The organism is Vibrio sp. 1069 (genome assembly GCF_033340555.1).
On record NZ_JAWOWP010000008.1, the window covers coordinates 84,057 to 105,914 of the forward strand.

18 protein-coding genes are annotated in these 21,858 nt (G+C 45.5%); 9 read left to right on the plus strand and 9 right to left on the minus strand.

Annotation, left to right across the window (positions count from 1 at the left end; all coding sequences use genetic code 11):
- Positions 1 to 43 precede the first annotated feature (43 nt).
- The gene (gene mrcB / locus R7040_RS13870) at positions 44 to 2,416 is read right to left on the minus strand and encodes a penicillin-binding protein 1B (RefSeq protein ID WP_318096889.1); all 2,373 of its coding nucleotides are present in this window, start codon (positions 2,414 to 2,416) and stop codon (positions 44 to 46) included.
- Positions 2,409 to 4,877, minus strand: a complete 2,469-nt coding sequence (gene hrpB, locus R7040_RS13875; RefSeq protein ID WP_318081476.1) for an ATP-dependent helicase HrpB — start codon at positions 4,875 to 4,877, stop codon at positions 2,409 to 2,411. Before hrpB ends, mrcB begins: the two co-directional genes overlap by 8 nt.
- A 66-nt stretch (positions 4,878 to 4,943) precedes the next feature.
- Here hrpB and sfsA point away from each other — a divergent pair, with 66 nt between their 5' ends.
- From sfsA to panC, 7 genes are all read left to right on the plus strand, one after another.
- Positions 4,944 to 5,660: a DNA/RNA nuclease SfsA gene (sfsA, locus tag R7040_RS13880; protein ID WP_017635909.1), complete on the plus strand. Its 717-nt coding sequence runs from the start codon at positions 4,944 to 4,946 to the stop codon at positions 5,658 to 5,660.
- 136 nt (positions 5,661 to 5,796) lie between these two features.
- The gene (gene dksA, locus R7040_RS13885) at positions 5,797 to 6,243 is read left to right on the plus strand and encodes an RNA polymerase-binding protein DksA (RefSeq protein ID WP_005386584.1); all 447 of its coding nucleotides are present in this window, start codon (positions 5,797 to 5,799) and stop codon (positions 6,241 to 6,243) included.
- Positions 6,244 to 6,338: 95 nt separating this feature from the next.
- A complete protein-coding gene (gene gluQRS / locus R7040_RS13890) occupies positions 6,339 to 7,202 on the plus strand; it encodes a tRNA glutamyl-Q(34) synthetase GluQRS (RefSeq protein WP_005386586.1) in 864 nt (287 codons plus the stop codon).
- 102 nt (positions 7,203 to 7,304) lie between these two features.
- Complete coding sequence (pcnB, locus tag R7040_RS13895) at positions 7,305 to 8,672, plus strand: polynucleotide adenylyltransferase PcnB (RefSeq protein WP_005386589.1); 1,368 nt, start codon at positions 7,305 to 7,307, stop codon at positions 8,670 to 8,672.
- Entirely contained in the window at positions 8,669 to 9,154 is a 486-nt protein-coding gene (folK, locus tag R7040_RS13900) for a 2-amino-4-hydroxy-6-hydroxymethyldihydropteridine diphosphokinase (RefSeq protein ID WP_054579080.1), read from the plus strand. Before pcnB ends, folK begins: the two co-directional genes overlap by 4 nt.
- A 24-nt stretch (positions 9,155 to 9,178) precedes the next feature.
- Entirely contained in the window at positions 9,179 to 9,973 is a 795-nt protein-coding gene (gene panB, locus R7040_RS13905; protein WP_054579079.1) for a 3-methyl-2-oxobutanoate hydroxymethyltransferase, read from the plus strand.
- Positions 9,974 to 9,984: 11 nt separating this feature from the next.
- On the plus strand, positions 9,985 to 10,890 hold the full coding sequence (panC, locus tag R7040_RS13910; protein ID WP_053304121.1) for a pantoate--beta-alanine ligase: 906 nt from the start codon (positions 9,985 to 9,987) through the stop codon (positions 10,888 to 10,890).
- A gap of 53 nt (positions 10,891 to 10,943) precedes the next feature.
- Here panC and R7040_RS13915 read toward each other — a convergent pair whose 3' ends face one another.
- The 4 genes from R7040_RS13915 to R7040_RS13930 all read right to left on the minus strand — a co-directional run bounded on the left by R7040_RS13915 (position 10,944) and on the right by R7040_RS13930 (position 15,609).
- Positions 10,944 to 11,873, minus strand: coding sequence for a Kdo(2)-lipid IV(A) acyltransferase (locus R7040_RS13915; RefSeq protein WP_053304122.1), 930 nt, complete (start codon positions 11,871 to 11,873; stop codon positions 10,944 to 10,946).
- Positions 11,874 to 12,000: 127 nt separating this feature from the next.
- Positions 12,001 to 12,771, minus strand: coding sequence for an ABC transporter permease (locus R7040_RS13920; protein WP_005386598.1), 771 nt, complete (start codon positions 12,769 to 12,771; stop codon positions 12,001 to 12,003).
- Positions 12,772 to 13,689, minus strand: coding sequence for an ABC transporter ATP-binding protein (locus tag R7040_RS13925; protein WP_206954813.1), 918 nt, complete (start codon positions 13,687 to 13,689; stop codon positions 12,772 to 12,774).
- Positions 13,690 to 13,938: 249 nt separating this feature from the next.
- Positions 13,939 to 15,609: a SulP family inorganic anion transporter gene (locus tag R7040_RS13930; protein WP_054579101.1), complete on the minus strand. Its 1,671-nt coding sequence runs from the start codon at positions 15,607 to 15,609 to the stop codon at positions 13,939 to 13,941.
- A 281-nt stretch (positions 15,610 to 15,890) separates the two neighbouring features.
- Here R7040_RS13930 and can point away from each other — a divergent pair, with 281 nt between their 5' ends.
- Positions 15,891 to 16,559: a carbonate dehydratase gene (gene can / locus R7040_RS13935; protein ID WP_005379996.1), complete on the plus strand. Its 669-nt coding sequence runs from the start codon at positions 15,891 to 15,893 to the stop codon at positions 16,557 to 16,559.
- 78 nt (positions 16,560 to 16,637) lie between these two features.
- Here the strand turns inward: can and hpt are convergent, their stop codons facing one another.
- Positions 16,638 to 17,168, minus strand: a complete 531-nt coding sequence (gene hpt, locus R7040_RS13940) for a hypoxanthine phosphoribosyltransferase (protein ID WP_005379995.1) — start codon at positions 17,166 to 17,168, stop codon at positions 16,638 to 16,640.
- Between the two features lie 319 nt (positions 17,169 to 17,487).
- Here hpt and opaR point away from each other — a divergent pair, with 319 nt between their 5' ends.
- Positions 17,488 to 18,102 carry a transcriptional regulator OpaR gene (gene opaR, locus R7040_RS13945; protein ID WP_005379994.1) on the plus strand — a complete coding sequence of 205 codons (615 nt, stop codon included), beginning with the start codon at positions 17,488 to 17,490 and terminating at the stop codon, positions 18,100 to 18,102.
- A 138-nt stretch (positions 18,103 to 18,240) separates the two neighbouring features.
- Here the strand turns inward: opaR and lpdA are convergent, their stop codons facing one another.
- Complete coding sequence (gene lpdA / locus R7040_RS13950; protein WP_005379993.1) at positions 18,241 to 19,668, minus strand: dihydrolipoyl dehydrogenase; 1,428 nt, start codon at positions 19,666 to 19,668, stop codon at positions 18,241 to 18,243.
- A 267-nt stretch (positions 19,669 to 19,935) separates the two neighbouring features.
- Positions 19,936 to 21,840 (minus strand): pyruvate dehydrogenase complex dihydrolipoyllysine-residue acetyltransferase, encoded by a 1,905-nt coding sequence (gene aceF, locus R7040_RS13955; RefSeq protein WP_318081477.1) that lies wholly within the window; start codon positions 21,838 to 21,840, stop codon positions 19,936 to 19,938.
- Between the last annotated feature and the right edge of the window lie 18 nt (positions 21,841 to 21,858).

Genomic DNA, 21,858 nt, shown 5'->3' on the forward strand with positions numbered 1-21,858 from the left:
GAATTAATCAGATAAACAAGCTAATGTTGTTGATTTGGCGATGCTACCAATCAAATATGCTATTTAACCAGTTTGATTTCTTCTCACACTGTTGCTTTATCTGACCGGTTTTATCCCAAACCGGCAGTTTGTAATCACTACGGCAGTTCATTTCTAAACCTCCATCAGATGTAGGCTTGAACCCTAATGTGGTGATTTCTCTTGGCCATGGGAGCTCTAAGCGCTCAGGAATACGCTGCTTCAAGTACTCTGCGTACACTCGTAATGCACCACTCGACCCCGTTAGATTCACGGGTTTATTATCGTCGCGGCCTAGCCAAATTGTCGTCACCTCACGACCATCAACACCGACAAACCAACTATCGCGGTTGTCATTACTGGTACCCGTTTTTCCTGCCAATGCAGCCCAACCAAACTGGCTTTGTAAGAAGCGGCCAGTGCCTTGAGCAACCCCTTGTTTCATCGCGTAGGTCGTTAGCCATGCAGCTTGTTCATCCACGGCTCTTGATGAACGAGGCAAGGATTGATACAGCACATTACCTTCCATATCCATGACTGAGCGCAGAGCGGTCAGTTTTGCACGCTTACCTGAATTCGTCAGAGTCTGATACATCTGTGCGACTTCGAATGGCGTCAAAGAAAACGAACCCAAAAACATCGAAGGCACTGGGCGAATTTCGTCTTTGTTCACGCCCAAACGCTCTAAAGTATTGGAGACTTCAGGAATGCCAAGTGCCATACCTAAGCGCACGGTTGGTACGTTAAGTGATTTCGCTAAAGCAATGTAAAGTGGCACATCACCACGATATTTTCTATCGTAGTTGCGCGGCGTCCACACGTTACCTTTACTGCTCTTCAGACTTAACGGCGTGTCGTGTAGCGTCGTGCCTAGGTTGTATTTATCCGGTTGTTCTAGAGCCGTTAAGTAAATCGCTGGTTTCACTAAAGAACCAATTGGACGACTGGCATTGAGCGCGCGGTTAAAGCCTTCATAACCGACACGTTTACCACCAACCATCGCACGGATTTCACCACTATGGCGATCAACGGCCACAGCAGCGGCTTCTAACTCTTTACCACCCCGTTTAGCTAGTTCTGGGATCTTTTTCGAGATAGCTTGTTCCATTTTGCTTTGCGATACTGGGTCCAGAGACGTAAACACGCGCAGTCCGGTCTCTGCTTTAAATCGCTCCCCAACTTTTTCTTTTAATTCAATGCTCAATTGTTGGAAATAAGCTGGCTGACGGCTCGCAATACGTGGCTTGCTTTGCGTATCGAGTGGACGACTTACAGCTTGTTCATACTGCTCTGAAGTCAACATGTTTTGCTGCATTAACAGGCGCAGAACGAGATCACGACGCTCTTTCGTTCTCTCAGGGTAACGAATTGGGTTGTAGTAAGACGGTCCTTTTACCATCCCAACTAACATCGCCAATTGATCGATTCGCAACTCCTGAATTGGCTGCCCAAAATAATAACGCGACGCCAAGCCAAACCCGTGGATCGCTTCACCTCCACTTTGACCTAGGTACACTTCGTTTAGGTAGGCTTCTAAGATACGATCTTTGCTGTAACGGTAATCCAAAATTAGCGCGATATACGCTTCTCGAACTTTACGCCACAGTGTTTTATCACGAGTCAAAAACAGGTTTTTTGCCAATTGCTGAGTCAGCGTACTACCACCTTGAACAGTACGACCCGCCTTAATGTTCGCAACCAATGCACGTGCAATCGCGAGCGGTGACACCCCGTCATGTTGATAAAAATCCCGGTCTTCGGTCGCAAGCAGTGCATCCACCAAAATTTCAGGGAACTGATCACGACGTAAGAAAAGGCGCTGTTCATCACGGTCTTTCTCCAGCATGCCCAACATCTTCGGTTCTAGGCGCAAGTAACCAAGGTCTCCTCGAGATTCTAAAGACTGAATACGTTGCAAGCCGGAATCAGAGAAATGCAGCATAATGTGACGATCCGGCTCGGGACCATCGGCAAACTCGAATGGACGACGAATCAATTCAATCCGAGTGGAAGAAGAGGAATATTCGCCTGGGTAACGAGGTTGACTCACTTTACGGTAATTCAACACATCTAGCTCGTTGCGCAGTTCTTGGATGGTGATATTCTCACCAGGGCTTAGATTCAAGATACGGGCATAAACCACCGTTGGCAGCTCAAACAGCTGACCTTCAAAGCGTTCTTTCACCACACTATCTAAGTAAATCCCAACAAACAGCAAAACAGCGGCAAGTGCAACGCCAGCTTTCCAGCTAAACGACCACAGAACTTTCAACCACGAACGTTTCTCGTTAGTCGGCTTTTTACTCGGCGTACGTCGAGTCTGTTTTGCGGTTCCTTTATTGGTTGTACTTTTCTTCGCTGGCGCTTTTTTCGCGCTAGGCTTCTTGCTGTCAGTCATTATTCAATTGTCTTTTTGTTTTCGTTGTTGCTACATGATTGGCAGGATCATCTGGCCAAACGTGTTTTGGGTAGCGCCCTTTCATCTCTTTTTGAACGTCTTTGTAGCTTCCGTTCCAGAAAGCCGCCAAGTCCGACGTTACTTGCAATGGACGTTGTGCCGGTGAAAGCAGTTCAAGCACCAAACGCTTGCGGCCAAGAGCTACCGTTGGGGAACCACTCTCCCCAAATACTTCTTGCATACGCACCGATAATATCGGCTCGTGGCCATATTGGTAACGGATACGCTTCTTTGAACCTGTGGGTAGTTGGTAATGCTCAGGTAACCATTCATCCAGTTGTTGATTGAGTGGCCAACCTAATAGAGCATTAAGCGCTTCGACCAAGTTTATCTTGCTCAGGTCTTTAACCGAGCTGACAGACGTCATGTATGGTTCTAACCACTCCTCTAATGAATCCAGCAAACTGGCTTCATCAAACACTGGCCATGACTGCTCAGGTAACCATTCCACCGCACAACGAATCCGAGCCAACAAGCTCTCCGCTGCCGGTGTCCAGTTTAGACTCTGTAAGCCCTGGCGGCGGACATACGTGAGTAAAGCTTGTGTCATTTTTTCTTTGCCCGGGCTTGGCAACGGCTCGCGTTCAACGACCAGCAGACCGAGTTTTGTTTGTCGCTCAGCTATTAGACGGCCTCTTTTTTCATCCCAGTCCACTACTTCTTCAGACGAAAATAGCGTATCAAAGGTCGTTCGCAATATATTGACATCCAATTCACATGCCGAATGAATTTGACTTGAATTAGAATGAGAACGCATTAAGTCAACGGCAACCAAATACTCACAGCCACCTAGCATGTCTTCCTGATGACATTCTGCACCATGACCATTAGCCAAAGTAAATCGCCCAAATTGATTTGTGCGCTGCTGCGCAATGCGATCTGGAAATGCCAAACTTAACACCAGCGGTAATGCATCTTCATCCACGCCTTTCAGGTCAAATACCGTATCCAATTTGTACGCCAGAGATTGAGCACGCTTGAACAACATCGACTTTTTTGGATGAGTACCAACAAGCCAACGATGCAAGCTATGAGCGATATTGGTAACATTTCTCTCTGGCTCTTCAATCAGTGCGACCGCCGCCAAAGCAGCATTTAACATCTTATCACTGTAAGATAGCGCTTTAATTAGCATCGCAGCCGCACGAGGCTCAACGCCTAGTTCATGCGCCTGTTTTCCTTCGGACGTTAATTGCCCTTTTTCCGTCAGTAGTCCCAATGACACCAATAGCTGCTTCGCTTGTTCCAATGACGCATTAGCGGGAACATCAAGCCACTTTAGATCGTGGATATCACCCGTTCCCCAAAAGGCAAGCTCCATAACTAAACTAGCCAAATCGGAATGCAAAATTTCGGGTAGGGGAACCAGCGGTTGCTGCTTGAACTGGCTTTCAGAATAAAGACGAACACAAATGCCCTCTTCTATTCGTCCCGCTCGTCCTGCACGCTGAATCGCTGAAGACTGTGCAATGCGTGTTTGCTCTAAGCGTGTTAAACCGTTTTTCAAATCAAAGCGGGCAATACGCTCTAACCCAGAATCAACCACGAGGCGAATGCCTTCAATCGTTAGTGAAGTTTCTGCAATGTTGGTCGCTAGAACGACTTTACGCTTACCTTGTTCTGCTGGCGTAATCGCTTTTTGTTGATCTGCAAAACTCAGTTGACCATAAAGTGGGCATATGTCGATATCATCCGCTAAATGAGACAACCGCTCTTCAGCTTGTTTTATGGCACCAACACCCGGCAGGAAAGCCAACAAAGATCCGGACTCTTTGTTCATAAGACTTTCTATTGTTTTTGCCATACTCGTAGGTAAATGCTCGTTCACACCTAACGGCTGGTAGCGCATTGCCACATCAAAGCTGCGCCCTTCAGATTCAATGTAACTGGCTTCCGGCAACAACGATTGTAATGCTTGTTGGTCAAGCGTTGCCGACATTACCACCAGCTTGAGATCGTCTCGCAATGCCTCTTGAACTTCTAAACTGAATGCCAAAGCGGTATCGGCATGAATGCTGCGTTCATGAAACTCATCAAAGATCAGTAGATCAACCCCATCCAGTTCAGGGTCAGTTTGGATCATCCTGGTCATGATCCCTTCGGTCACGATCTCCAGCTGCGTTGCAGAACTTACCTTTGCCTCGCCACGAACTCGATAACCCACGCGTTGACCAACTTGTTCTCCCAATTGCTCAGCAAGATAACGGGCAATGTTACGCGCCGCGAGTCGTCTTGGCTCAAGCATGATGATTTTTCCAGCAACCGAATGATTTAAGAGTAACTGCAAAGGGAAGTAAGTCGACTTACCGGCACCAGGCGCCGCTTTTAAGATCACTTGATGTTGATTTTTGACCGCCGTCAGCAACTCAGGCATCACGGCTTCAATCGGCAATTGTGACAAAGAAAATACCTTATGGTGTAATGGTGGCAACATTGTACATAAAAAATTTTTTGTCTAAATAAGCAAATGCATTTCACACCCGCTTTAGAGTCCGCCACTCTACTCAAACGTTATAAACGCTTTCTTGCCGATATCGAGCTCGATACTGGTGAAATCCGTACAATCCACTGCGCAAATACAGGTGCAATGACGGGTTGTGCTACGCCCGGAAACAAGGTTTGGTTTTCTACTTCCGACAACCCGAAACGAAAATACCCCAATAGTTGGGAGTTGAGTGAAACCGAACAAGGCCACCGTATTTGTATCAATACCGCGCGCGCCAATCAATTAGCCGTAGAGGCTATTGAAAATAATGTCATTTCAGAGCTTTGTGGTTATGACACACTTCAAACTGAGGTGAAATACGGCAATGAAAATAGCCGAATTGATATCTTGCTCAGCGCAGACGACAAGCCAAAGTGCTATATAGAAGTGAAAAGCGTCACTCTTCTTGATGAGACCGACTCTACTGGACAAGGATACTTCCCAGATGCGGTCACGACTCGGGGACAAAAACACCTGAGAGAGCTCACAGAAATGGCACAAAATGGAAGTAGAGCCATACTTTTATTCACTGTTTTACATTCAGGTATTGAAAAAGTATCCGCGGCGCACCATATAGACGCGAAATATTCACTATTACTCAAACAAGCACAAGACGCTGGAGTGGAAGTTCTCTGCTACAAAGCTGAACTGAGCGATACTGGAATGAAGCTGATTTCCGCTATTGATTTTATCAATTAAGAGAAAAAATGATGTCGTCTTCACATTGACGATAACTTTGCGATTCAGTATTTGCTTGCACCGCCTCTTTTTGCTATAGATACCCGCCTTAAATTGACTGCGTAGCAGTTGACTAGGTGTAAGTAGGAGATGCTGTATGCCAGAATCAAAGAAGAAAACGATAGGCATCCTAGCCATTGCCGGCGTGGAGCCATATCAGGAAAAACCTGGTGAAGAGTACATGTCACCAGAGCAGGTTGAACACTTTACGAAAATCTTAACAGCTTGGCGCGACCAGCTAAGAGCTGAAGTGGATCGTACTGTTCACCACATGCAGGACGAAGCAGCAAACTTCCCAGATCCAGTTGACCGCGCCTCTCAAGAGGAAGAGTTCAGCCTAGAACTGCGTAACCGTGACCGCGAACGCCGTTTGATCAAGAAGATTGAAAAGACTTTGGATAAAATCAAAGAAGACGATTTTGGCTTCTGTGAGTCTTGTGGCGTAGAGATTGGCGTTCGCCGTCTTGAAGCACGTCCAACCGCTGACCTTTGTATTGACTGTAAAACACTTGCAGAAATCAAAGAGAAGCAAATGCAAGGTTAATCACCCAGCATTATGATTGTTGAAGGGAGCTCAGGCTCCCTTTTTGTTTTGGCTATCTTCGCACCCTATTTGTTTACTAAATTCGAGATACACGCATGACACGCTATGTAGGTCGATTCGCCCCATCTCCTTCTGGTCCACTGCATTTTGGTTCACTGATTGCCGCTCTTGGCAGTTATTTTCAAGCGAAAGCACAAAACGGAGCTTGGTTAGTACGTATTGAGGACTTAGACCCACCAAGAGAAATGCCAGGTGCAGCGCAACTTATCCTAGAGGCACTCAAGGCCTATCAGCTGCATTGGGATGGAGAAGTGGTATACCAGAGCGAACGTCACGACCTTTACCAAGCTCAAATAAACAAATGGCTCGAAAATGGGGAAGCCTATTATTGCCAATGTACTCGTAAGCAAATTAAAGAGCATGGCGGTTTTTATCCTGGCACTTGCCGCGATAAAAACTTGAAAGACGGCGCGATTCGCCTAAAAATGACCAAGCCTGTCGCTCATTTCCTCGACCAAAAACGGGGAACCATTACTATTCCAGAGCAACTCGTTAATGAAGATTTCATTATTAAACGTCGAGATGGATTATTTGCTTATAATCTTGCGGTAGTATTGGACGACATCGACCAAGGCGTCACAGAAGTCGTGCGAGGTGCAGACTTAATCGAGCCGACAGGGCGTCAAATTAGCCTGTACCAAATACTTGGTCAGCCTGAAGTTAGCTACTTGCATTTACCATTGGCGATGGACAACAACGGCAATAAATTGTCGAAACAAAATCACGCGACGGCTATTGATATAGATACACCAAAACCTACTCTATTGCGCGCCATGACATTTTTAGGTTTCGAGATACCTGAAACCGTAAGGGCGGCCAACATAGAAGATATTCTTCGTTGGGGCTGCGAAAACTGGCGCTTGGAACAGCTTCCAGCAGAGATCGAGATCACACCGTGATTCTCAAATGGCATTGTGTAGGCTATCATTAGCCGCAAATTAGGCCCTAGAGGCGTATAAAACTAACCAAAGCAAGATTGGATTAAACCCAGTTATTGCCAGATGCACATGAATACAAACGACTATACACCAAGCGAACCTGCCACAATTCCAGAGCTCGCTCTCAATGTAATAACTCGTGAAGAGCACAACATTTCGCGTAAGCAGATCAGTGATAATGCGCTGAAGGTACTGTACCGCCTAAATGGTGCTGGTTTCGATGCTTTTCTTGTGGGTGGCGGGGTTCGAGACTTACTGCTTGGACAAAAACCAAAAGATTTTGACATTGCGACCAACGCAACGCCGGAACAGATCAAACAGCTATTTCGTAACTGCCGTTTGATTGGTCGCCGCTTCCGCTTGGCTCATATTATGTTTGGCCGAGATATCATTGAGGTTGCGACATTCCGTGGTCACCACCAAGAGCAAAAGAATAAGAGCATTTCTCAGCAATCAAAAGAGGGTATGCTGCTGCGTGACAACGTCTACGGCACCATCGATGAAGATGCTGAGCGCCGTGATTTCACGATTAACTCGATGTACTACAACATCGCAGATTACTCGATTCACGACTACGCACGTGGTATTGAAGATTTAGAAGATCGCCTAATTCGACTGATTGGTGATCCAGAAACACGCTACCGTGAAGACCCTGTGCGCATGCTGCGTGCGGTTCGTTTCGCGGTAAAACTAGACTTTGATATTGAAGAAGACACCGCAGCGCCAATCGAACACATGGCACCGTTGCTCGGTGACATTCCGTCAGCGCGTCTTTTTGAAGAGTCACTCAAATTATTGCAATCCGGTCATGGCTTAGAAACCTACCACCTACTGCGTGAGTACAACCTATTCCAGCAACTATTCCCGACGATTGCAGCGCACTTTACAGAAGATTACTCCTCTCACACTGAGCAGATGTTGGATCTTGTCCTAGATTCTACCGACATGCGCATCGAAGATGGGAAACGCATCAATCCAGCATTTATGTTTGCTGCAATGCTGTGGTACCCACTGTGTGCGAAAGCCGATGAACTGATGGAAGAGCGCAACTTAGGCCATTACGACGCCATTATGGAAGCGAGCAACATCATTCTTGACGAGCAAGTTCGCACAATTGCCATTCCAAGACGCCACACCGCAACCATTCGCGAGATTTGGCAGTTACAGCTTCGTCTTCCACGACGTAACGGTAAACGTGCATTCCGTCTTATGGAGCTCAATAAATTTAGAGCTGGCTTTGATTTTCTTGAAATGCGCGGTGAAATTGAAGGTGGTGACACTCAGAAGCTTGCCAAGTGGTGGGAAACTTTTCAAAATGCAGGCCGAGAAATGCGTCAAGCAATGGCTGCCGACTTAGACGGTCAATCACCGAAAACAGGCCAGCGCCGCCGTAAAACTTATCGCAAGAAAAAGAGTAAGCCCAAATCATGATTACAGCGTACATTGCGGTAGGCAGTAACTTGGCTGATCCTATCAGCCAAGCGAAGCAAGCGATTGAAGCATTAAAAACGCTGCCTAAATCAGAGTTTGTTCAAGCTTCTTCGCTATACAGCAGCACGCCAATGGGGCCACAAAACCAACCGGATTACATCAATGCGGTTGTGTCTATTAACACCAGTTTGACGCCTATTGAATTGCTCAATTGCACACAAGCTATAGAGCAAGAACAAGGGCGTGTCCGTAAAGACGAACGCTGGGGACCAAGAACCTTGGACCTTGACATTGTGCTTTATGGCAATGAGGTGATTAATTCCGAGAGGCTGATCGTTCCTCATTATGGAATGAAAGAGCGTGAATTCGTACTCTACCCTCTTGCGGAAATTGCACCAAGTTTACAACTCCCTGATGGGACCGAGGTCTCTAAACTACTGGAACAAGTAGATAGAAACGGCCTCAGTATCTGGCAGTCATAGCCAACTCCTAGTAAGGATAAAACCATGAAAAAAATGACCATCAACGACCTAATCAAGTGGAAGCAAGAAGGTCGTAAATTTGCTACTTCAACCGCTTATGATGCGAGCTTTGCCCAACTGTTTGAAAGCCAAGAAATGCCAGTACTTCTTGTCGGTGATTCTCTAGGTATGGTTTTGCAAGGTCACAACGATACTCTACCAGTAACGGTCGATGATATCGCTTACCATACTCGTTGCGTACGCGCTGGTAGCCCAAATTGTTTGTTGATGGCAGACATGCCATTCATGAGCTACACCACGCCAGAGCAAGCTTGCGAAAATGCGGCTAAACTGATGCGTGCTGGTGCCAATATGGTAAAAATTGAAGGTGGTGACTGGCTTGTCGACACGGTGAAAATGCTCACTGAACGATCAGTTCCAGTTTGTGCTCATCTTGGTTTAACTCCTCAAGCTGTTAATATTTTTGGTGGTTACAAAATCCAAGGTCGCGATCAAGAAAAAGCAGACCGCATGGTAAAAGACGCATTAGCGCTGCAAGAAGCAGGCGCTCAAATCGTCTTACTAGAATGCGTACCAGCTGAGCTTGCTGAACGTATTACGCAAGTGCTTGACGTTCCTGTTATCGGTATTGGTGCAGGTAACGTAACAGATGGTCAGATTCTCGTAATGCATGATATGTTTGGTATTTCTGCCAACTACATGCCGAAATTCTCCAAAAACTTTCTTTCTGAAACAGGTGATATGCGCAAAGCCGTTACTAAATACATTGAAGATGTAGCCAACGGTGTATTCCCAGACGACGCTCATACCATTGCCTAGAGGATAAATGCATGCAAACTTTTGCGGAAATCTCAGCAGTTCGTGAACAACTTAAAACCTTTAAACGTGAAGGTCGTAAAGTGGCGTTTGTCCCTACCATGGGCAACCTTCACGAAGGCCACTTAACTTTAGTGCGTAAAGCACGCGAATACGCTGATATCGTTGTCGTAAGCATCTTTGTTAATCCGATGCAGTTTGATCGTGCAGACGATTTAAATAATTACCCACGCACGCTAGAGGAAGACTTAAGCAAGTTAACCTCTGAAGGGGTCGATGTGGTATTTACGCCAACACCAGAAGTTATCTACCCAGAAGGTCTGGATAAGCAAACCTTCGTCGATGTCCCTGGCCTATCAACAATTCTCGAAGGCGCGTCTCGACCAGGTCATTTCCGTGGCGTGACGACGATTGTGAATAAGCTGTTTAACATCGTACAACCGGATGTCGCGTGCTTCGGCGAGAAGGACTTCCAACAACTTGCTGTTATCCGCAAGATGGTTGATGACCTAGCAATGGACATTGAAATCATCGGTGTACCAACCGTACGTGAAATGGACGGTTTAGCAATGAGTTCACGCAATGGCTTGCTTACGCTGGACGAGCGCCAACGTGCTCCTGTACTTGCTCGTACAATGCGTTGGATCAGTAGTGCCATTCGCGGTGGCCGCGATGACTACGCATCGATCATCGAAGATGCAAGCGACCAACTTCGAGCTGCAGGTCTGCACCCTGATGAGATCTTCATTCGTGATGCTCGTACATTACAAGTGATCACACCAGAAACGACACAAGCTGTCATTCTGATGTCTGCGTTCCTAGGCAAAGCTCGTCTTATCGATAACCAAACGGTAGATATGGTTGTCGAAGCGAAGGAAGAAGCTGAATCTAACAATACAAACTCAGAGAACGCAGAGTAAGCTCTGAGCCATAAAAGTAAAAAGGTCGACTCTTAGTCGACCTTTTTTATACTCTACGTATAGACGCAATCTAACCCTTCAGGACGAGTTTTAAACCGCTTGTGCAGCCACATCCACGCTGGAATATCACGTTTTATCATTTTCTCAAGCTCTTGGTTCAAGATGCTTGCCGCTTTAACCGCATTACGTCTCTCGAAACGCTCGCTAATGTCTTTTCCAATGTACAGCGTGTAATGGTGATTTTTACTCACTGTAACGCCAGATATAACCGCGCACTTTGTTGCATCAATGAGAACACTAGACCCGACGGTACTCGCCGCTTGTTCAACAGCAAAAAACGGCGCAAAAACAGAATGGCTAACGCCATAATCATGGTCGGGCAAATACCAAAGTCGATGACCATTCTTCAGAACTTTGAGCATTGATTTCACGTCTTTTCGATCAATCATTTGATGTCCAAAACGAGTTCGACCTCGATGTTGAATAAACTCATAAGCAGGATTCGAATTTGGGCGATAAACGCCATAACCTTGGGCAAACTGGCTAAAAATACGAGCGGTTATCTCCAAGTTTAAATGGTGACTGCACACCACCAACACACCACGTCCATTCTTTTCCTCAGCGAGTAAACGATCTTTTCCAACAATAGAGGTTATCCGACGTATCCGCCAATCTGGCCAAAACCAGGCGATACCAGTTTCGATGATCGCCATTCCAGTATATTGAAAGTTTTTTCGTACTACGTCCTTACATTGCCAATCCGTAAAATCAGGGAAACACAGCTGGAGATTACGCAGAGCGATCTTGTGTCGGCGCTTCATTACATGCATCGCAATACAGCCGATGCTTCTACCTAAGATTCGTAATACTACGTATGGCAGTACATTAACAAGAATCGCTAAAGATCCAAATGCCAGCCATACAGACCAATATTTGGGCTTAAGTAATTGATAGGAGAAAGGCGGCGGCGGGACAATATTCATAGGATCACTCATTTATTACAAATGATTGAAACCTACCATGATAAAAACCGAAAAATTGTATGGGTATGTATTGTTATGCACGCGAAAGAGCAGCATGAGTCGCTGCTCTTTGCTTTATGAGAATGGCTTAGCTTCTTAGGCCAATCCCTTTGGTTACTAGGTAATGCGCAATGGCATACAGTGCAACAACAAACACTGCAAGTACACTAAATGAAGTGACAATGCCCACATCCGAGACACCTAAAAAGCCGTAGCGGAACGCATTCACCATGTAGACGATTGGGTTGATCTTAGAAACGCCTTGCCAAAATTCAGGCAGCAGACTGATCGAATAAAAGACTCCTCCCAAGTAAGTTAAAGGAGTCAATACAAACGTAGGGATGATCGAAATATCATCAAACGTTTTTGCGTAAACCGCATTGATCAAGCCACCGAGAGCAAATACAACCGAAGTCATGAAGACAGTCGCGACAATAATGCCCCAGTGCTCCACTTGCAAATCAACGAACAAAAGTGACACACAAGTAACAATTGCACCGACCAACAAACCTCGAGTCACGCCGCCCATCACATAGCCAGCAATAATCACATAGTTTGGTACCGGTGCCACCAGCAGTTCTTCAATATTCTTCTGTAGCTTTGCACTAAAGAATGACGACGCCACGTTCGAGTATGAGTTGGTGATCACCGACATCATGATCAAACCTGGAACAATGTACTCCATGTAACTAAAGCCGCTCATCTCACCAATTCGAGAGCCAATAAGATTACCGAAAATGATGAAGTACAACGTCATCGTAATGGCTGGCGGCACTAAGGTTTGCACCCAAATACGTGTAAAACGAGTGACTTCTTTGCTCAGCAAGCTGCGAAATGCCGTCCAATATAAACCGTACATTTAATTACTCCCCTCTCTTACAATGCTGACAAACAACTCTTCAAGTCGGTTGGCTTTGTTACGCATTGAGAGAACTTTAATGCCATGCTCGGTTAACTGACTGAATACCGAATTCAATCCTTGGCTTTTATCTAGTTCTATCTCTAAAGAGCCATCAACAATACTTTGTCGATTAACACCTTCAAGCTCAGGCACCTCGACTTCTGACTCAACATCCAAGATAAATGTTTCGACGCGTAGCTTACCTAGTAACGCCTTCATGGTGGTGTTTTCAATCAGCTCACCACGATTGATGATGCCGATATTTCGACACAGCATCTCTGCTTCTTCTAGGTAGTGTGTCGTTAAAATAATCGTAATTCCTTGCTCTTGGTTGATCTCTTTCAGAAACCCCCACATTGAGCGGCGTAGTTCAATATCCACTCCAGCCGTTGGTTCATCTAAAATGAGTAATTGCGGCTCGTGCATCAAAGCTCTTGCGATCATTAAACGACGCTTCATCCCACCGGATAGGTTACGAGCACGCTCTTGGCGTTTTTCCCATAAATCCAATTTTTTCAGGTATTTTTCTGCTCTTTCTTTGGCTAACACTTTAGACACACCGTAATAGCCAGCTTGCTGCATCACAATTTGCTCAACGGTTTCAAACTGGTTGAAGTTGAACTCTTGTGGCACCAAGCCTAAATTCTGCTTGGCCAATTCGAGGTCGGTATCAATGTCATAACCGAAAACTTTCGTCGTTCCGGAGGTTTTATTCACTAAGGAGGAAATGATGCCAATCGTGGTCGATTTTCCTGCACCATTGGGACCCAGAAGCGCGTAGAAGTCACCCTTTTTCACTTGGAGACTTATACCTTTTAACGCCTCAAAGCCACCTGCATACGTCTTGCGCAGTTGTTCAATTTCTAATGCGTACATAAGGTCTTGATTGCCGTTTGTTTGTGATTACTAATACCGACTCATATTTAGCAGCGGTTTACTACAAAATCGCCTTGGGTATCGTATTGGAGGTCCATCAGTTTATCGTTGAATAACGATGATTACAAATAAACCTTTCGATAATATTGGAAATATAGCCCTTACCTCGTAAAGGTTATCTCTGAGTAAGACAAAATAGAGCATAAAAAACGCAACAGGACACTGTTGCGTTTTTAACTGTCAGAATGATTACGCCGTTATGCGCTGATACTGGTCTGCCTCAACATGTGCCACCGCCGCATTCAATGCTTCGTAACGGAATTGGTACATATTTTCATCAGGCACAAGGTCAATCACATGGAATTTCTCTAGCTGTTCTCGTGTTCGCTCATTCGGGCATAATAAATACACGGCACAATTGGCATCGAGAGCATCCTTAATCGCATTCTCTAACGCCAAACCGACGGTCACATCAATCATTGGTACATCCGTAAGATCGAGAATCATCACGTCATAGTCCGAAATACTAGAGTGCTGACGTGAAATGGCTTTAGAAACACTAAAGATCATCGGACCGGAAAGATAAAAGAACAGCACTTTTCCATTCGCACGATCCAACAAACCACGCTCGCTGTCAGTCAACGGCACATCATCTTCATCCGCGTCGCTGATCGCTTTTACTTGTCGTGCCTGCTCTCGGCTCAAACGCTCGATGATGATAATGTTCGAGATAAAGACGCCTAAACCCACCGCAACGATAAGATCAACGAATACTGTAAGCAGCATAACGCCATACATCACCGCCATTCCGGAAAAGCTTACCTTATGTGCCCTCTGAATAAAGCTCCAGTCTAGGATGTTAAAGCCAACATACACCGCAATGCCTGCTAACACAGCCATCGGGATTGGCTCTGTTAGCCCACCAGCAACCAGTACAACCAACGCCAACATTAGTGCGCGAATCACACCAGATAATGGCGAACGAGCCCCAACTTGGATATTCGTTACCGTCCCCATGGTAGCTCCCGCCCCCGGCAGCGCACCAAACAAGCCAGAGATCATGTTAGCTAACCCTTGACCTCGCAGCTCTTTATCTGAGTCGTGTTCTTTACGAGTTAATGAGTCACCGATAACCGCCGTTAACAAAGTATCAATACAACCTAACGTGCCGAGCACTAATGCATCAATGACCATCTCGACAAACATATCTGTGTCAATATAAGGGGCGACGAGAGAAGGTAACCCAGCAGGAATTTCACCGATACGACGAATATCTTCTATATCAAAGAGAATCACAGACAATAAAGTTACCGCGACCAATGCCACGAGCTGTGCAGGAACGTATTTACGATATTGCTTAGGGAAGAAAAAAAGAATCCCCAAAGTCAGTAGTCCCAAAAACAACTCACTGAATTTAAGGTTAGAAATGGTCTCCGGCAAAGCAGATAACGTTCCGAGTACTCCCCCTGAAGGCGCAGCATGTCCCATCAAAGGCGATAACTGCAGAATGATAAGAATCACACCAATGCCAGACATAAACCCGGAAATAACGCTATAAGGCATTAAGGTAACGTATTTACCCAGTTTTAACGTCCCCAATAGGATTTGGAATGCGCCAGCCATCATGACAACCGTGAAAGTCATAGCCATGCCCGTTTCTGGGTATTTCGCCATCATACTGGTTAATACTGCGGTCATGATTACCGTCATTGGCCCTGTCGGTTCTGATATTAACGTATTAGAACCACCAAATAACGAGGCAAACAAACCGACCATTATTGCCCCCCAAAGGCCGGCCTCAGCACCGGCTCCGGATGCAACACCAAACGCTAACGCCAGAGGGAGAGAGATAATCGCCGTGGTTACCCCGCCAAATACATCCCCTTTGAAATTGATATCTTCAAAACGACTACCGAACACTGCTGATTTTCCCTGCATTCAATTTTAAAAAGTAAAATATCACTACTTTAACGAGCTAGGCGAAAATTTAAACCATAAATAGATTAAGGCTAAATTCACACCACAAATAGTTTCACCAGATTTTACTTTTTTCTTAATGAAAACTAGTCAGATGAGTCCTATCTGACGAATATTTAACGAGATCGAAATTGTAACATTGTGTATAGTTACAACACTGATCGCTTGCATGTGCACACAAACAGCGGCAGCGATTTTGTCTTTTAAGGGAAGTAGTTTGCAAAATGCCGGAAATAAAACAGTTATTTGAAAACAATTCGAAATGGTCTCAAGAGATCAAATCTGATCGACCTGAATACTTCGCAAAACTCGCTGAGGGGCAAAAGCCTGATTTTCTTTGGATTGGCTGCTCTGATAGCCGCGTTCCTGCCGAGCGACTAACCGGGCTATACTCAGGTGAACTCTTTGTTCATCGGAATGTTGCAAACCAAGTTATCCATACTGATCTCAACTGTCTATCTGTCGTCCAGTACGCCGTAGACGTTCTTAAGGTTAAACACATCATTGTCTGTGGACACTATGGATGTGGTGGCGTAAACGCAGCCATTGATAACCCTAAGCTAGGTCTTATTAATAATTGGCTGTTACATATCAGAGATATCTATTTCAAACACCGCACTTACCTAGATCAAATGCCGCAACAAGATCGAGCGGATAAACTAGGCGAGCTTAATGTTGCAGAGCAAGTGTACAACTTGGGTAACTCAACCATCCTGCAAAACGCTTGGGAGCGTGGGCAAGATGTTGAAATTCATGGTGTGGTATACGGAATTGAAGATGGTCGCTTAGAGTACTTAGGCATTCGTTCTAACTCTAAGGAAACCGTAGAAGCGTCTTACCAGAAAGCTCTTTCGACGATTCTAAATACAGATAACAAGCTGCTTTGTCGCTAAGTCATATCTAAAAGTTGAACAAAAAACGCCCATCTTAGATGGGCGTTTTTTTTATATTTTTAATGCTGCTCTCAATGATTATTCTTGAGGTACAACTTTACCGATGTATGGTAAGTGGCGGTATTTCTGCGCGTAATCAATACCCACCCCAACGACAAATTCATCTGGAATTTCGAAACCAATCCAATCCACAGGAACATTCACTTCACGACGAGATGGCTTATCTAGGAGCGTACAAATAGCGATAGACTTCGGCTCACGTAGCGAAAGAATCTCACGGATTTTATTTAGTGTGTTACCAGTGTCAATGATGTCTTCAACAAGCAGAATGTCTTTACCTTTGATGTCATCATCCAAATCTTTCAAGATACGAACGTCACGTGAGCTTTCCATCGTATTGCCGTAGCTTGACGCTGTCATAAAATCAACTTGGTGAGTCAGTTCGATAGCACGTGCCAAGTCTGCCATAAATACAAATGAGCCACGCAATAAGCCTACCAACACAAGATCTTCACTACCTTGATAACGCTCTGTAATTTGTTTGCCTAATTCACGAACTCGCTCCTGAACTTCTTGCTCAGAAATCATGACTTCTATTGTATGTTTCATACTGTGCTCAATCTAAATTTGTGGGTTGAGGTAAGTCGCACGCAAACGATCACCTAATCTTACGGCGTGTAGTGTATCACCACGTTCATTGGGTTGAAAGTCACATCCTGTTGCCAAAAAATCTTGGAAGAAGGTCTTAGTTTTATAAAGTTCATAGCTAAATTTATCAATAATAATGACATTACTGTATATAAATTGTTCTACAGATGTTGACCTTGTGCATATGCACCATTACACTCATCACTGCTTTAAGCAACTATTAAAATAATCAATTAGGGGGTTACCCCCAATATCAACTCAAATGGCAAGGAAAATGGACATGGACTCAATTGCAAAGAGACCTAGAACTAGGCTTTCTCCAATTAAGCGTAAGCAACAGCTAATGGAAATCGCATTGGAAGTATTTGCGCGCCGCGGCATCGGTCGTGGTGGTCACGCAGATATCGCAGAAATTGCTCAAGTTTCTGTGGCGACTGTTTTTAACTACTTCCCTACACGCGAAGACTTGGTGGATGAAGTTCTCAATCACGTCGTACGTCAGTTCTCAAACTTCCTATCGGATAACATAGACCTAGACTTACATGCACGTGAAAACATCGCCAATATTACGAATGCGATGATCGAGCTTGTCAGCCAAGACTGTCACTGGCTAAAAGTATGGTTCGAGTGGAGTGCTTCAACACGTGACGAAGTATGGCCATTGTTTGTTTCAACTAACCGTACTAACCAGTTGCTGGTACAAAACATGTTCATTAAAGCAATTGAACGCGGTGAGGTGTGTGACCAGCACGATTCAGAACACTTGGCAAACCTGTTCCACGGTATTTGTTACTCACTGTTTGTCCAAGCGAACCGCGCTAAAGGTGAAGCGGAGCTGAAACATCTAGTGAATTCATACTTAGATATGCTTTGCATTTACAACCGTGAACACTAAAGCTTAGCTCGTAATATATGTCAGCCCACCGTTTGGTGGGCTTTTTATTGTCTGCTAAGCACACATTTATATTCCTATATAACAAGCATAAAAAAACCGCTGCAATGCAGCGGCTTCTATCATTCAGTCAGAAAAAGCTTACTTCTTCTTAACTGCTTTTTTGTTTGGCAGGTCAGTGATTGAACCTTCAAATACTTCAGCAGCTAGACCTACAGACTCGTGTAGAGTTGGGTGAGCGTGGATAGTCAGAGCGATATCTTCTGCATCACAGCCCATCTCAATTGCAAGGCCGATTTCACCAAGTAGTTCACCACCGTTAGTACCAACGATAGCACCACCGATTACGCGGTGAGTTTCTTTGTCGAAGATTAGCTTAGTCATACCGTCTGCACAGTCAGATGCGATTGCACGACCTGATGCTGCCCATGGGAATGTTGCTACTTCGTACTTGATGCCTTCTTCTTTCGCTTCTTTTTCAGTCTTACCAACCCAAGCCACTTCTGGCTCAGTGTACGCAATTGAAGGGATAACTTTAGGGTCGAAGTAGTGCTTCTTACCAGAGATAACTTCAGCAGCTACGTGACCTTCATGCACACCTTTGTGAGCAAGCATTGGTTGACCAACGATATCACCGATCGCGAAGATGTGAGGAACGTTAGTACGCATTTGCTTATCAACGTTGATGAAGCCGCGCTCGTCAATTTCTAGACCCGCTTTTTCACCGTCGATTAGCTTACCATTTGGTACACGACCGATAGCAACTAGAACCGCATCGTAACGCTCAGCTTCAGCTGGCGCTTTCTTGCCTTCCATTGAAACGTAGATACCGTCTTCTTTTGCTTCAACTGCTGTTACTTTCGTTTCTAGCATTAGCTTGAACTTGTCTTTGATACGCTTAGTAAATACTTTCACGATATCTTTGTCTGCTGCAGGAATTACCTGGTCAAACATTTCAACAACTTCAACTTTAGAACCTAGAGAGTGGTAAACCGTACCCATTTCTAGACCGATGATACCACCGCCCATGATAAGCAGTTTTTCTGGCACTTCTTTTAGTTCAAGAGCGTCAGTAGAGTCCCAAATACGTGGGTCTTCATGCGGGATAAATGGCAGTTTGATTGGACGAGAACCAGCCGCAACGATTGCGTTGTCAAAGTTAACAACTGTTGGCTCACCTTCGCCTTCTACAAGGATAGAGTTAGGGCCAGTGAACTTACCGTAACCGTTAACTACTGTTACGTTACGCATCTTAGCCATACCGCTTAGGCCGCCAGTTAGTTGGTTAACAACCTTTTCTTTCCAGATGCGGATTTTGCTGATGTCTGTTTGAGGCTCACCGAACACAACGCCGTGGTCAGCCATCGCTTTCGCTTCTTCAATTACTTTAGAAACGTGAAGCAGTGCTTTAGATGGGATACAACCCACGTTCAGACATACACCGCCAAGCGTGCTGTAACGTTCAACTAGTACAGTTTCAAGACCTAAGTCCGCACAACGGAATGCAGCGGAGTAACCAGCAGGACCAGAACCAAGTACAACAACTTGGGCTTTAATTTCTTTGCTCATTTTGACCTCTTGTAGTCATTATCCCTAACAGGCTGAGTGGGTATCGATTTTTTATGTTTAAGAGAGATTTGTTTTAAACAGTTATTTTCAGACCGCTAACAGTTTACAGAGATGTTAATGGTGTGAAAAGTAAATCAATTTAGCCTGTGAGCTAGACAACAATTCGATTGTGAAAACCCTGAACGAAGCAAGGCTGATAACCAAATTGTCGGTAATTATGATTAGCAGAGGCGGCTAAGTTGCCGCCTCTCATTCATCTAATTTCTATTACAGAACTAGACGACGAATGTCAGATAGACATGAGTTTAGGTAAGTGATGAAGCGCGCACCTTCAGCACCATCGATCACACGGTGGTCGTATGATAGAGACAGTGGAAGTTGTAGACGCGGTTCGAACTCTTTACCGTTCCATACCGGTTTCATTTCTGACTTAGACACACCTAGGATACCAACTTCTGGCGCGTTTACGATTGGAGTAAACGCCGTACCGCCGATACCGCCTAGGCTAGAGATAGTGAAACAGCCACCTTGCATGTCAGCAGCTGTTAGCTTGCCTGCACGTGCTTTCTTAGAAACCGCCATTAGCTCTTCAGATAGCTCGTAGATGCCTTTCTTGTTCACGTCTTTAAATACAGGAACAACTAGACCGTTTGGTGTATCTACCGCGATACCAACATTCACGTATTTCTTCAGAATTAGGCTCTCACCGTCTTCTGATAGAGAAGAGTTGAACGCTGGGAAGGCTTCAAGCGCTTTAGCTACCGCTTTCATGATGAACACAAGTGGTGTGATCTTCATGCCAGTGTCTTTCTTCGCTTCAATCGCGTTTTGCTCTTTACGGAATGCTTCAAGAGCCGTGATGTCTGCGTTATCCCACTGTGTAACGTGCGGGATCATTACCCAGTTACGGTGTAGGTTTGCGCCAGAGATCTTCTTAATGCGAGATAGCGGTTGAACTTCTGTCTCACCAAACTTGCTGAAGTCCACTTTTGGCCATGGTAGTAGACCAAGAGCCGCGCCGTCGCCTTTGCCAGATGCTGCTGCACCTGCGCCAGACTCAAGACGCTTAAGTGCATCTTTCACGTAAGCTTGAACGTCTTCTTTTAGGATACGGCTCTTACGACCAGAACCTTTAACCTTAGAAAGATTAACGCCAAATTCACGCGCTAGACGACGAACAACTGGAGACGCGTGAGCGTACTCATCATTTTCTTTGAAATCGCCAGTCGCTGCTGGAGCTGCTGCCGCTGGAGCTTCTGCTTTAGGAGCCGGAGCTGCAGGTGCTGCCGCTTGAGCTGGAGCTGGAGCTGGAGCTGCTGCAGGAGCAGGTGCTGCACCCGCCACTTCGAATACCATGATTAGTGAGCCAGTAGACACTTTGTCGCCAGCTGCAATCTTGATTTCTTTAACTGTGCCAGCGAATGGTGCAGGAACTTCCATAGAAGCTTTGTCACCTTCAACAGTGATTAGAGATTGCTCTTCTTCCACTGTGTCGCCAACCGCAACCATGATCTCAGTAACTTCAACTTCGTCGCCGCCGATATCTGGAACGTTCACTTCTTTTGCCGCAGACGCTGCTGGAGCTGCTGCCGCAGGAGCTTCAGCTGCCGCTGGTGCTGCTGGAGCGCCTGAACCTGCTGTTTCGAATACCATGATAAGTGAGCCAGTCGATACTTTATCGCCTGCTGCAACTTTGATCTCTTTTAGAGTACCTGCGAATGGCGCTGGAACTTCCATAGAAGCTTTGTCGCCTTCAACAGTTAGAAGAGATTGCTCTTCTTCGATGCTGTCGCCAACGGCAACCATGATTTCGGTAACTTCTACTTCATCACCACCGATGTCTGGTACGTGAACTTCTTTTAGTTCTGCCGCTGCTGCTGGAGCTGGAGCTGCTGCTGGAGCTGCTTCTGCCGCAGGAGCAGGTGCAGCGTCAGCTGCACCCTCGGCTTCGAAAATCATGATTAGAGAACCAGTAGAAACCTTGTCGCCTTCTGCAACTTTGATTTCTTTAACGATACCCGCTTGAGAAGCAGGAACTTCCATAGAAGCTTTATCGCCTTCAACTGTGATCAGAGACTGCTCTTCTTCAACCTTGTCGCCAACGCTTACAAGAATCTCAGTAACTTCAACCTCATCCGCACCGATGTCTGGTACATTAATTTCGATTGCCATTTCTTATCTACCTTCTTA